Below are 13741 nucleotides of genomic sequence, written 5' to 3' on the forward strand. Positions count from 1 at the left end.
CGCACCGCCTGCCGGCGCGGACTCCCGCGCGGGCGCGGACACCGGTACCCGCGCCGGCGCGGACTCACGCGCGCGTGAGGGCTCCTCGGCCGTCGCGCCGACCGCACCGGCTCCCCCCGCCTCACCTCCGCCCCCGGCGGCGCCCCCGCCTCCCGCCGCGCCCCCCTCGCCCCCGCCTTCCGTCTCGCCGCCGCGATCGGCCTCGCCCGCCCCGCCGACCGCGCCCGACGCCGACGGGGGGCGGCACGCGGGCGCGTCCCCCGGCGCGCCGATGCACAGGGGGGCCGACGGTGCCGTCGGCGGGGGCGGAGCATGACGGGCGGGCACGCCCCGGGCGCATCGAACGCCCTCGATGCGGCCCGCCGTGCGCTGCGTGGACTCGTCGTGGCGGCGACCGTGCGCATTCATCGCCCGGTGGTCGGGTATGCCCTGGATGAGCCCGGGACGTTCCTCGGAAGCGGCTTCTTCGTCGCTCCCAACTGGGTTCTGACCTGCGCACACGTGGCCTGCGGCGGGGAGGGGGGCAAGGTTGCCGTGGTGTATGAGACAGCCCCGGGACGGGGCGCCTCGACCGCGCCCGGGAGGGTCGTCGCGACGCTGCCCGAGAGCGCCGAGCGGTCCGCGTCCGCAGGCAACTGGCCGGCGCCGGACCTGGCCCTGGTGCAGCTGACCGAGCCGGTCGACGACCACGAGTGCGTGTACGTCTCCGAGCGTCCGGCGGCGTACTACGGCGAAGGCCGGGTGCTGTACGCGGGCTGGACCGAGAACGAGGGCCGCTTACAGGTCCTGGACGGCACGCTCACGGTGCAGGGGACGATCGGCGGCTGGTCCCCGGACGTGCAGATGCGGCTGGGCGACAACGACCTGCCCTACGGCGTCTCGGGCGGGCCGGTGATCGACCCGGTGCGCGGCGAGGTGATCGGCGTCCTGAAGGCGCGCTCGGACCACCGGCCCGGCGGCACCTCCACCGGGATCGAGCAGCTGCGCACCCTGCGGGTGCCCGCGGAGGCGGCGCCGGCCGAGCACAGCGACCTCTACCAGGCGGTCTTCCACGCCCATGACCGCTACCACCGGGACCGGCAGCGCCACCCGGCGTCCCGGCGGCAGACCTGGACCGACGTGCAGGGCAGGCTGGGCGCCCGGCCCGGCCGCACCCTCAGCCCGGACGAGCGGATCCAGCTGCTGGGCCGGCTCGCCGAGCTCCCGCCGCCCGAGAGCACCCGCGGGCTGCTGGACATCCTCGACTCCCTGCCCGACCTCCAGGGACCCGTTCCGCTGCCCGCGCCGCGCGGCTGGCGCGACGGTCTCGGCGCGCTGTACGAGAGCGCGAGCGACGACGGGGCGCTGGAGCTGGTGCTCGACTACGCGATGCGGGCGATGTCCGCGCCGCGGCCGTTCGTCGTGCCCAGCACCCCCGACGCCGAGAAGGCCCTGTGGGTCTGGGTGTGGCAGGCCGCGCAGCGGCTGAGCGCCCGCTACCGGTCAGGCCTCGCCGAGCAGCGGATCGCGCGGCTGCGCCGACGGGACGGGACGGGGCGGGACGCCCCCGACACGGTCTCCTCGGGTGCGCACGCCACGGACGGATTCGCCGGGCGCGGACGCGACCGGCGGCGCGGGCAGGACACGCGCGCGCGTGCCCGCGACCGAGCCCCGGGCAGCGCCGCCCGGCCCTCCGCCCTGCTCGAACTGGTGCGGCGCGGCTGGGAGCCGGACCGCTGCGACTGGTCGGTCTGCGTGACCGCTCCCGGCGGCGAGGCGGTGCGGCTGCACGAGGCCGAGCGGACGCCGCTGGCCGAGCTGCCCGGACGCCTCGCCGGACCGCTCGCGGAGGCCTTCCGCCACTGCGACGAGCCCGGCCGGCCCGCGCTGCTCCAGGTGGCGCTGCCCCACACGCTGCTCGGCCTCGAGGTGGACGCCTGGCGACTCGGGCCGGAGGAACCGCCGTTGGGCGCCCTGCGGCCCGTCGTCGTGCGCTGTGCGGACCGCGACCGGCTGCCCGACGAGGCGTTCGGCGGGTACGACGAGGCCGGCGGCGACGCCGGATTCCACTGGCGCACCCCGGAGGACCCCGAGAGCCCGGCGCGCTCGGCGAACCCGGGAGACGCCGAGGCGAACGACGGCCGCCCCGAACACGACGGCCACCCCGAGAGCGACGGGACCGACGGCCGTGACGGGACCGACGGCGGCGACGAGTACGGCCCCGACGACGAGTACGACGACGAGTACGACGAGGATGTGGACGCGGAGCGCCGGGCACGCTGGCGCTGGCTGCACGCGCACCGAGCGCGGGCCGAAGTCCTCGACTGCGACGAGGGGTTGCGCAAGCCCGTGCCGACCGTGGAGCAGCTGCGCGCCCTCTCGCACGGCACCGTCCCGGTGCTCTGCCGCTACGGCGACCTCCGTTACGAGGACGACGCGGAGGCGCTCGCCCGGATCGTGCTCGGCGGCTACGGCGTGGCCCTGTGGCGCAGGCGGCGCGGCCGGTCGGACGCCGTCTGCGGCGAGTTCCACCGCGGCACGATCGACGAGATCGCCGAACCGCCCACCGCGCAGCGCCTCCCCGAGGCCGTGCACGATCTGCGGGTACGGCTGCGGGAGGGCCGCACGGAGTCGTTCTGGGCCGACGGCGTGGCCCTGTTGTACGACGACCCCCACCAGCCCCTGCCCGGCACGGGCGACCTGCTGGAGGCCCCTTGAGTCACCCGTCCGCGAGGCCGGCCGGCCCCTTACCAGGCACCCCCAGGATGGATAACGTGATGCACGTTCGGACCGCCGCGGCGGTGGACGAGTGACGAGGACCGGATCATGACCGAATCCAGTGAGTGGCTCATCTACCGAGGCGCCGGCGAACCGCACGACGGGATCGAGCGGCTGCCCGATCCTCCCCCGTGGCGGGACTTCACCAGCCGGGACGCGGCGGGGTCCGGCGACGGCTCCCAGGACCGCAGGCTCGGCGCGCACCGGCATCTGGCGGAGCTGCACCGGCCGGGCGCCGAGGAGCTGGAGATGATCAACGCGGCTCTGTACCTGCGCCGTCCGCTGCTCGTCACGGGCAGCCCCGGCGCGGGAAAGAGCACCCTCGCCCACTCGGTGGCGTACGAACTCGGGCTCGGCAACGTGTTGCGCTGGTCCATCGTCAGCCGTTCGGCGCTGCAGGACGGGCTCTACCACTACGACGCCATCGCCCGGCTCCAGGACGTGCAGATCGCCGCGCAGGGCGGGTTCGGGTCGGCGGCCGGCTCGCCGGGCGCGGTCGAGGGCATCGGCAGCTACATCCGGCTGGGGCCGCTCGGCACCGCCCTGCTGCCCTCCGACACACCGCGCGTGCTGCTCATCGACGAGCTGGACAAGAGCGACATCGACCTGCCCAACGACCTGCTGAACGTCCTGGAGGAGGGCGAGTTCGCGATACCCGAGCTGGAGCGGATCGCCGACCGGCTGCCCGACGGGGAGGCGGAGGTGCTGACCGCCGACGGCGTCAAGGTGCGGGTGCGCGACGGACGGGTGCGCTGCCGCGCCTTCCCGTTCGTCGTGCTCACCAGCAACGGCGAGCGCGACTTCCCGGCCCCCCTGATGCGCCGGTGCATCCATCTGGAGCTGGGCCGCCCCGACCACAACCGGCTCGCCACGTTCGTCCGCGCGCATCTCGGCGACGAGGCGGCTCGCGCGGGGGACGATCTGATCACGCGGTTCCTGGAGCGGTCGCGCAGCGAACTCCTCGCCGCGGACCAGCTGTTGAACGCGATCTACCTCACCGACGCGGCCGCGCCGCCCAGTCGTGACCGGCTGGCCGACCTGCTCATCCAGCGACTCGACCGCCCGAGGTGAGGGCCTGATGCCCGACGCAGCGGCCCGCCACGGCCCCGTCCCGCCCGACGACCGCAGCCAGGACTGCCACGACGACCCCTCGGCCTCCCGGACCCGCGGCCCGTCCCCGGTCCCGGCCGCGGCCCAGGACGACGACCCCCTCGCCGAGCTGGTCGCGCGACTGCGCGGGGTGGGGCTCGATCCCGACGTGGAGCAGTTGTGCGACGCGCTGTGGCTGGCGCGGTGGACCCGGCCGGTGGACGTCCCCGACCGGGAGGAACCGCCGGCCGCGGTCGGCGGCAGGTCCGCGTCGAGACGCGGCGGCGGTCGGGGCGGGGCCCCGGACACAGGGACGCGGGAGGAGCAGCCCGAGCGTGCGGAGCCGGCCCCGCAGGAGGTCGGCGCCGGCGGACGCGTGAGCCTGTATCCGGTGCCGCAGGACGGAGGCCGACGGTCCCGTGGCGCGGGCCGGGCCGCCGCGCTGCCGGTGGGCGTGCCCGCCGCCCCCGCGCTGCCCGCCCCGCTCGAACTCCAGCGCGCGCTCCGGCGGTTGCAGCGCTACCGCAGCCCGGCGCCCCCGCTGCGCATGCGGCTTGACGAGACGGCGACGGCGGAGCGCAGCGCGCAGGCGGGCGGCCTGGTCATGCCCGTCCACCGTGCGGTCGTCCGGGGCGACGCCCGACTCCAACTGGTGCTGGACGCCTCGTCGTCGATGCGGGTGTGGGACCGGCTCTTCCTCGAACTGGAGCAGGTGTTCGGCCAGTTGGGGGCCTTCTCGGACATCAAGGTCAGCCATCTGCACCAGGGTCCCGACGGCGCTCCCGCCGTCAGCCGCAGCCCCGACGTGTACGCGGCGCCGCTGCACTCCACGGACCGGCTCAGCGACCCCACCGGCCGCCGGATCGTCCTCTTCGTCAGCGACTGCGCGGGCCCGCTGTGGCACAGCGGACAGGCGCACCGGCTGCTGCACCACCTGTCCCGGCAGGGCCCGGTCGCCGTGCTCCAGCCGCTGCCGCAGCGCCTGTGGAACCGGACCCGGCTGCCCGTGGTCTTCTGCGAGCTGAGCCGGGGCGAGACGCTGGGCGGGGCGGCCGCGCTACGGGTGCGCACGCCGTCCGGCGTGCCGGCGGAGGCCCGCCGCGGGGCGCTCCCGGTGCCCGTGCTGCCGCCCGAGCCGGTGGCCCTCGGCGCCTGGGCCCGGCTGCTGTCGGGGGCCGGCGCCGGGCCGGTGCCGGGCGCCGTGGGCTGGGTGCGCGCGGACCAGCCGCCCGCCCCCGCCGGGCGCGCCGACCGCCGGCGCACTCCGTTCGAGCGGGTCAGCAGGTTCAGCTCCAGCGCCTCCCCGGCCGCCGGACGGCTCGCCGTGTATCTGGCCGCCGCGCCTCTGTGCCTGCCGGTCATGCAGCTCGTCCAGCGCACGATGCTGCCCGACTCGGGACCGTCCGAGCTGGCGGAGGTGCTGGTCGGCGGGCTGCTCACGCGCGAGTCGGAGGAGTTCGCCGACGACGGCGCCCAGTGGTACCGCATCGATCCGGACGTGCGCGACGCCCTGCTGTCCCGGCTCGGCCGCGACGAGGCGATGCTGGTCCTCAAGCACTGCTCGGAGTACATCGAGCAGCGCTTCGGCAAGGGCGGCCCGAACTTCCCCGCGCTGGCCCTCGCCCAGCTCGGCGACGGCGGCGCGGGCCGCCCCTACGCGTCCGGCGCGGCTGCCGCGACCGGCGCCGACCGGGCCGACCACGGGGACAACGGGGACAGCGGCGGCAACGGCGACGCGGCTCCCGTGCCGCAGCCCTTCGCCGAGGTCGCCGCGCGCGTGCTGCGACGGTTCATGCCGCTGCCCGAGCAGTTCGAGACGCCCGGCGGCCGCAGCGGCCCTGGGCGTCCCGAGGAGCGGCCCACGCACCAGGCGGTCCGCCGGGCCCGCACGCTGATCGGGCGCTTCGACCGCGAGGGCATGATCCAGGACGTCATCGACGCGGTGCAGCTGCTGCGCGGCGCCACCGAGCACGAACGTCCCGCCGGGGCGGACCCCGAGCTGTGGGCCGAGTACGCGCACTGCACGCTGCGCCTGTGGGAGGTGCAGGGCGGCGACGATCTGCTGCAGGAGGCGGAGGCGGCCGCGGAGCGCGCCGCGGCGCACCCGCGGCGGCTGCACGAACGGGCCGTGCTGGCACGGGTGCTGCACGCCGCGGCGACCGACCGCCGACGCCGCGGCGACGGGGCCGCAGCCCTGGACCTGCTGCGCCGCGCCGACCGCGAGTACGCCGTCGCCTGCGCGGCGCCCGACCTCGACCACCACCAGGCCCTCGGGCTCACCCTGGAGCGGGTGCGCGCCCTGGAGGCGCAGTGGCGGCTCGGCGGGGACAGCGCGCTGCTGCAGGGCGCGGTCGGCATGCTGGAGGCCTTCGCCGACGTCTGGCCCGACCGTCGCGAGCGGCCGTCCGAACTCCCCCTGGAGCACGGCCGGATCCTGCTGCGTCTGTCCGGCGCCACCGCCGACCCCGTGCAGGCCCGCCTCTACGCCGAGCAGGGCGCGCAGTCGCTGCGCACCGCCCTCGACACCGGGGAGGCGCCCGACACCGTGGAGTCGGCGCGTGCACGGGTGCGCGTCCTGCTCGATCTGGTCGACGCTCTGCTTCAGGCGGGCGGGCCGCTGGACGACGCCCAGGCCCGCGTCGACGAGGCGCTCGCCCTGGTCCGCGAGCAGGGGCGACGGGCGGCGCTGCTGGCGCGGGCGGGCCGGATCGCCGTCGCCCGCCACCGGGAGTCGGGCGATCCGGCGGAGCTGGAGACGGCCGCCGACCGTTTCGCGCAGGCCGCCCAGCGCATGTCCCGCGACGCGCCCGCGCACGCCGACGTCCTCGCCGAGTGGGGCGAGGCGCTGCTGCGGCTGGCCGGACTGCAGTCCGGGGCGCGGGCCCAGGGGACGCTCTCCCGGGCGATCCGCGTGCTGCGGGACTGCCGGATGGAGACCCCGGCGGGCAGCGCGCAGGTCGCCCACCGGCTGCTGCTGCTCGGCCGTGCGCTGATGCTGCGCTACCGGGGCCGCGGGGACCGCGTCGACCTGCGCGAGGCCGAGCACCTCTTCGGGCTCGCCGCCGCCGACGCGGCGGACCCGCTGCTGGCCGCCCGGTGCCGGCTGGAACTCGGCCAGGTCCAGTTCGAGGCCTACCGCAGCCTGCGCCGCCCGGCCCGCCTGGACCTGGCGGTCGACGCCTTCCGCGACGCGGCGGAGTCGGCCCGGGAGGCCGAGGGGGCGGCTGCCACGGAACGCCGGCGGCACGAGGCCGTCCGAACGGGTGCGCAGGCGCACCACTGGCGGGGTATGTCCTATGAGGCGGCCTCGCGGCCGCGGGCCGCCCGGGAGGCCTACCGTGCCGCCCGGACGGAGTGGTCGCGGCTGCCGGAGGGCAGCCTGGTCGCCGACGGGCCGACGGCCGCCGAGACGGCGGAGCGGCTGGCCGCGCTGGAGCGTGTGACGTGAGCCGAGCGGGTTGGGGAGGAACGGGCATGGACGTACGGGGCGAGTCCGTGGCGGAGACGACCGCGCAGGACGCCGGCGCGGGTGAGCCCGCCGCGGGCGGGCCGCTGCCGGATCTGCTGGCGCTGGACCTGGCGGAGCTGCGGACGATCGGGCATCCGGTGCTGCGGGAGGTGCTGGAGGATCTGCGGGAGCGCGCGGGGAGGTCGAGCGAAACCCTGTGGGGGTTCGACGCCGTGCTCTGACGGGTTCCGCCGACTGCCCTCTACGGCCCCCTCTACAGGACACATTCGATCGTTCGGAAGTCGAATTCGGTCTCGTGTGCGCGCGACTCGGACAAGTTCGGTCGGGCGGGGTTTGTGTCCGCGGTCCGCACGGGCATGCGCCCCGTGCGGCGCTCGCGCCGCGAAGCGGGGGACACGGCAGCGCGGGGCCGAAGCCGGCCACAGGGCCGCCGCAGGGCCGGCGTACCACGGCGGCGGCAGGGCCGCTTCAGGGCAGCCGCAGGGCATGGGGGTGCTGGATGTCCGGACACGCCTTCCGGCAGTTCATCGTGAAGATGCACGGCCGCTGCAACCTCGCCTGCACCTACTGCTACCTCTACGAGGGCCCGGACCGCACCTGGCGCACCCGCCCCGCCACAGCCGCCCCCGACGTCCTCGACCGCACCGCGGCCCGCATCGCCGAACACGCCCGCGCCCACGCCCTGAGGGACCTCTCCCTCGTCCTGCACGGGGGCGAGCCCCTGCTGGCCGGCGCCGAGACCCTGACCCGCTTCACCCGCCTGGTCCGGGACCGCGTCCCCGACGGCTGCACGGTCCACGCCGTCGTCCAGACCAACGCCACCCTGCTCACCGCAGGACGGCTGGCCGTCCTCGCCGACGGCGGCGTCAGGATCAGCGTCAGCCTCGACGGAGGGTCGGCCGCGCACAACGCGCGCCGCGTCGACCACGCCGGCCGCCCCTCCTGGCCCGCCGCCGCGCGCGGCGCCCTGCTGGCCGCCGAGCACGCGCCCTCGGCGTACGCGGGCATTCTCACCGTCGTCGACGCCGCGCTGGACCCCGTGGAGACGTACGAGTCCCTCCTCGCACTGCGGCCCCCCGCCCTCAACTTCCTGCTGCCGCACGGCAACTGGTCCGCCCCGCCGCCCCACTGGGCCGGCGCCCGGCACGGGGAATGGCTGTGCGCCGTCTTCGACCGCTGGTGGGACGCGGGCCGCCGGGAGACCCGCGTGCGCCTCTTCGAGGAGTGCCTCGCCCTCCTGCTGGGCATGCCCTCCGCCACCGAGTCCCTGGGCCTCGCGCCCTTCGACGCGGTCGTCGTCGAGACCGACGGGTCCATCGAGCAGACGGACTCCCTGAAGTCGGCGTACGACGGCGCCGCGCACACCGGCCTGGACGTCTTCCACGACGCCTTCGACGACGCGTTGCGCCACCCGGCGGTCGCGGCCCGGCAGGCGGGCACGGCGTCCCTCGCGCGGCAGTGCCGCGCCTGCCCCCTGCTGGCGGTCTGCGGGGGCGGTCACTACGCCCACCGCTACCGGGCCGGACACGGCTTTCGCAACCCGTCGGTGTACTGCGCCGACCTCCAGCGTCTGATCCGCCACATCGCCGCCCGGCTCGCCGCGCACACGCCCGTCGCCGCCTCTGCCGCCCCCGCGGCCCCGGCCGTTCCCGACCCCCACGCCGTGTTCGCCGCCCCTGAAGAGGGCGCCCGGTGATCCGCCCCGCAGTCCCGGAACGCGGCCTCGTGGAGCTCGGCCGCACCCGGGGCGGCCCCGAGACCCTGGCCCTCCTGGTGCGCGACCAGGACACCCGGCGCCTGCTCCTGCTGCGCGCCGTCCTCGACGCCGCCGACGCGGCGCACCCGGCGGTCTGCTCCCCGGCCCGCAAGGCGCGGCTGCGCGACGACTGGGCCCTGCTCACCGACGCCGACCGCCCCCGCCCCTCCGACCGCCCCCGCCCGTCGGGCCCGTCCGCCGACCACCACCGCCCGTCGGGCCCGCCCGCCGACCGCCGCCGCCCGTCCGCAGGCCACCCGTACCCGGCCGGCGCCGCGCACTCACCCGCCCGCGAACGTCTCTTCCACCCGTTGACCGGACCCTGGGCGCTGAGCTGTCTGCGCGGCCTCGACGAGCGCGGCGGCCCCGCCGACGAGCACCGCGCCCGCCGGCTGCGCCAGGACCTCGCCCACTTCAGCGCCCTCGCCGCAGTGGCCGCCGCGCGCGCCGGGATCCCCTTCACCGTGCGGCTCACCGCCCGCGCCGGAGTGCTCGCCCTGCCCTCCCTCGGCGCCCTGCACACGGCCGCCCGCGCGGACGCCCCCGTCGACGTCGCCCACCGCGACGGGCGGCTGACGCTGCGCGGACCCGACGCGCCGGACGTCGTCGTCCACCTGGAGAGCGGCATCGGCGCCTGGTCCGCCGCCCTCGCCTGGACGCCCGTGCGCACCCTGCCCGGCCTGCTGCCCGCCACCGCGCCCCTGCCGCTGGACGACGCGGACCCGTACCGCACCGCGCCCGGTCCCGGCCACCGCGGCCTCAGCGGACCGGCCGTCCTCGACGACACGGACCACAAGCGCTGGCTGCAGGCCTGGTCGGGCGCCGAGGCCGCCCTGCGCTCCGGCGGTGCGCACCGGGTGGCCGAGGCGCTGACCCTGCTGCGCTGTCTGGTCCCGCTGGAGAGCCCGCCGGGCGCGGACGGCCGCGACAGCTGCAGCGCGACCCGGCACGAGGCGTTCGGCGCCCTCCTCGCCAGCCCCCCGCAGGACGCCGTCGCCCTCGCCGCCACCCTCGTCCACGAACTCCACCACGCCAAACTCGCCGCACTCGCCGACCTGGTGACGCTCCATCACGCCGACCCCGAGGCGCGTTACTTCGCTCCCTGGAAGACCGGCCCACGGCCCTACGACGCCCTGCTGCAGGGGGCGTACTCCCATCTGGCCCTCGCCGACTACTTCCAGCACCGGGCGCTCGTCGCCGCGCCGCCCGACGCCGCGTACGCATGGTCCCGGCACGCCCGCTACCGCGCCCAGGTGAAAGCGGCGCTGCCGGCGCTCGTCGGCTCGCCGGACCTCACCGTCCGCGGACGCCGGTTCGTCGACGAGATGGCCGCCGCCTACGAACGCATGGCCGAACATCCGGCGCCCCGCAGCCATACCGCCCGGGCCGAGGCCTACGTGAAGGCCGCGCGCGCTTTGTGGACACAGCGTCACACTCCCGCGCTGCCACGCCCGAAAGAATGAGGATGGCCTGCGACGGGCCGTCAGGTGAGCGAAGATCGTCGGGCCGAGGCGCGCGCGGAAGAGGTCGGCGGACTTACGCGCGCCGCGCCGAGGTCCTAGGATTTTCGAGGTACTACGTGCTGGAGGCCGCTGCATGTCTGGAGCTCGTACGCCGGTCGGGGCAACCGGGAGAGGGGCCGCGAGGCAGGCGGTCACGATCCACTTCGCGGGATTCAACCGGGCCTGGGCGGCATGGATCGGAGACCGGCTCGAACGCCGCGGCCTGCGCGTGGTGTACCTGCGCTGGGACTCCCCGGCCGAGGTGCCGCTCGTCGATCTGCTGCGCGACCTGGAACTCGCCGAGGGACGCATCCTCATCGTCGTCAGCGAGTGGTACTTCCAGCTCGGCCCCCGTACGCAGGAGGAGTGGAACGCGGCGCTGCGCGAGGTCGTCGCCCCCGACCCGTCACGGTTCGCCGCCGTCTCCGTGACGACGGCCTCCGTACCGGCCGCGACCGCCGTCCTCGCCCCCGTCGACCTGACCAACATGGGCGCCGAGGAGGCCGAGCGCCGCCTGTTCGACCGGCTGGACCTGCCCTTCGAGCCGCAGCCCGACCTCCCCGAGGGCGCCCGCCGCGGCCCCCGCTTCCCGGCCGCGATGCCCGAGGTCTGGGGCGGGGTGCCGCGCCGCAACACCCGCTTCACCGGCCGGGAGACGCTGCTCAACGACGCCTACCACCTGCTGCAGGGCGCGGAGCCCGGCGCCGGCGTCGTCACGCTGCACGGCATGTCCGGAGTGGGCAAGACCCAGACGGCCGCCGAGTACGTCTACCGCTTCGGCTCCGAGTACGACGTCGTGTGGTGGGTCAACGCCGAGAAACGCGTCACCTACCGCCGGCTGCTCGCCGAACTCGCCCCGAAACTCGGCCTGCAGACCGGACAGGAGTACGGCGAACGGCTGCGCGCCGTCCGTGACTCGCTGCGCCGCGGCGACCCGTACGGACGATGGCTGCTGATCCTGGACGGAGCCGACGAGCCCGACCAGATCTGGGACCTGGTGCCCACCGGCCCCGGCCACGTCATCATCACCTCCCGCAACCCCGAATGGACCGAGCACAACAGCAAGTTGCTGGAGGTGCCCGTCTACGCCCGCGACGAGTCGGTGGCGTTCATCAGGCGCCGCGCGCCACGGCTGTCCGAGGGCGAGGCCGACCAGCTCGCGGACGCGCTGGAGGACCTGCCGCTGCTGCTCGACCAGACGGCGGGCTGGCTGAACGACTCCGACCTGTCGGTGCGCCAGTACATCGCCCTGCTGGACGGCGGCATCGACAGCGACGTGGTGAAGGTGTCGGCGGACTTCCCGCTCGCCTTCCAGACCGCGTGGTCGATACTGCTGAACAAACTCCGCGAGACCGTCCCCGAGTCCGTGGACCTGCTGCGGCTGTGCACCTTCTTCGCCCCCGGCTTCATCCCCGTCCGGCTGCTGCGCGAGATGTCGAGCGACGAACTGCCCGAACAGCTCGCCGGACTGCTCAACGACCCGCTGCTGTGGAACAAGGCGATCAACCAGCTCCGCCAGTACTCCGTCGTCCGCCTGGAGTCCCACGAGGCCGTCGGCGACGAGGGGGCCGGCTCCGGGGAGTCGCTGTACCTGCACCGCATGGTCCACCAGATCGTGCACAAGGACATGCCGGACGCCGACCGCAAGGAGTTCATCGACGTCGTCCGGCTGGCCCTCGCCGCGGCCGACCCGCGCCGGCCCACCGACCCCGACCTGTGGCCCGGGTACGCCGAGATCGTGCCGCACCTGAAGTACGCCGACGTGCTGCAGACCCAGGAACCGACCGTCCAGCGACTGGTCTTCAACTGCCTGCGCTACATGTACTTCTCGGGCGAGTACGTCGCCGGCATCAAACTCGGCGAGCGCGCCATGAAGGCCTGGCGCGAACTGCTCGGCCCGACGCACCCCCGGATCTGGGAGCTGACCTACCACTACACCAACCTGCTGCGGGCCGTCGGCGACTACGCCGCCACCGAGGCCCTCAGCCGGGCCGCCTCCGAACATCTGAAGGCGGAGCGCGGACCGCAGGACCTGGAGCATCTGCGGGCCGCCGCCGGCCTCGCGGCCGACCTGCGCGGCCTCGGCCGCTACGACGAGGCGCTGGAGCTCTCCCAGTGGGTCCTGGTGGCCTACCGCGACCTGCTGGGCGACCAGGACTCGCGCAGCCTCAACTCGCTCAACAACCTCGCCGTCTCCCTGCGGCTGCTCGGCCGCTACCCGGAGGCCCTGGAGCACGACCGGCGGACCATGGAATCCCGCCGCCTGCTCCTGCGGGCCCGCCATCCGTGGACCCTCGGCTCCGAGATCTCCTACGCCATCGACCTGCGACTGCTCGGCCGGTACGCCGAGGCCGAGTCCATCCAGGCGAAGAACGTGCGCGAGATCCGGCTCGTGATGGGCCGCGACAACCCGGCGACCCTCAAGGCCGAGCACAACCTCGCGCTGTGCCGCTACCGCCTGGGCGAGCGGGACCGCGGCCGCGACCGCGGCGCCGAACGCGAGGAGCCCGGGGAGCTGCTGTCCAGCGTGCTGGAGCGCGGCGAGCGGGTGCTCGGCGAGACGCATCCGCTGACCCTGATCTTCGCGACCGCCCAGAGCTGCTACGCCCGCGAGCACGGCGACATCGACCGGGCCCGCGAGCTCAGCGAGGCCGTCGTCGCGCGGTACGAGGTGATGCTGGGCGACGAGCACCCGTTCGTCGCCGGGGCCCGCGCCAACCAGGCGCTGATCCTGCGCAACGTCGGCGAACGGGAGGCCGGGCACGTCCTCCTCGAGCAGGCGCTCGCGGCGATGACCGACGCCGTGGGGGAGCACCACCCCTGGACGCTGGGCTGCGCCCTGAACGCCTCCGCCCTGCGCAACATCGTCGGCGACACCGAGAGCGCCGCCGAGCTCAGCCACGACACCGTGGGCCGGGCCGTCGAGACGCTCGGGCGCACCCATCCGCTGACCCTGTCGGCGCGCATCGCCCACGCGGCGGACCTGCGCGGCCTGCGGGACCGGCGGCAGGCGGAGAAGGTCGAGCAGGAGGCCCTGTCGGACCTCGACGCGACGCTGGGCAGCAGGCATCCGCACACCGTCTCGGCCCGCTCCCGCAACCGGCCCTACTGGGACTTCGAACCCCAGGTCATCTGAGGCACGGCGAAGGGCCCGCCCCCCGAAGTTTC

7 protein-coding genes are annotated in these 13741 nt (G+C 75.7%); all 7 read left to right on the forward strand.

The features are described from left to right. The first annotated feature begins 312 nt into the window (after positions 1 to 312). Positions 313 to 2697, forward strand: coding sequence for a VMAP-C domain-containing protein (locus tag ABT300_RS34245; RefSeq protein WP_351684189.1), 2385 nt, complete (start codon positions 313 to 315; stop codon positions 2695 to 2697). 108 nt (positions 2698 to 2805) lie between these two features. Beyond that, positions 2806 to 3828: an AAA family ATPase gene (locus ABT300_RS34250; RefSeq protein WP_020130728.1), complete on the forward strand. Its 1023-nt coding sequence runs from the start codon at positions 2806 to 2808 to the stop codon at positions 3826 to 3828. 7 nt (positions 3829 to 3835) lie between these two features. Continuing rightward, positions 3836 to 7294: an SAV_2336 N-terminal domain-related protein gene (locus ABT300_RS34255; protein ID WP_351684193.1), complete on the forward strand. Its 3459-nt coding sequence runs from the start codon at positions 3836 to 3838 to the stop codon at positions 7292 to 7294. Between the two features lie 26 nt (positions 7295 to 7320). Continuing rightward, positions 7321 to 7536 carry an FxSxx-COOH cyclophane-containing RiPP peptide gene (fxsA, locus tag ABT300_RS34260; RefSeq protein ID WP_351684196.1) on the forward strand — a complete coding sequence of 72 codons (216 nt, stop codon included), beginning with the start codon at positions 7321 to 7323 and terminating at the stop codon, positions 7534 to 7536. A 278-nt stretch (positions 7537 to 7814) separates the two neighbouring features. Beyond that, positions 7815 to 9011 carry an FxsB family cyclophane-forming radical SAM/SPASM peptide maturase gene (locus ABT300_RS34265; protein WP_351684199.1) on the forward strand — a complete coding sequence of 399 codons (1197 nt, stop codon included), beginning with the start codon at positions 7815 to 7817 and terminating at the stop codon, positions 9009 to 9011. Then, positions 9011 to 10534, forward strand: coding sequence for an aKG-HExxH-type peptide beta-hydroxylase (locus tag ABT300_RS34270; protein WP_351684204.1), 1524 nt, complete (start codon positions 9011 to 9013; stop codon positions 10532 to 10534). Before ABT300_RS34265 ends, ABT300_RS34270 begins: the two co-directional genes overlap by 1 nt. 133 nt (positions 10535 to 10667) lie before the next feature. Continuing rightward, complete coding sequence (fxsT, locus tag ABT300_RS34275; protein WP_351684202.1) at positions 10668 to 13709, forward strand: FxSxx-COOH system tetratricopeptide repeat protein; 3042 nt, start codon at positions 10668 to 10670, stop codon at positions 13707 to 13709. Positions 13710 to 13741: the final 32 nt, after the last annotated feature.

Source organism: Streptomyces sp. NPDC001027 (assembly GCF_040299045.1).
GTDB lineage: Bacteria > Actinomycetota > Actinomycetes > Streptomycetales > Streptomycetaceae > Streptomyces.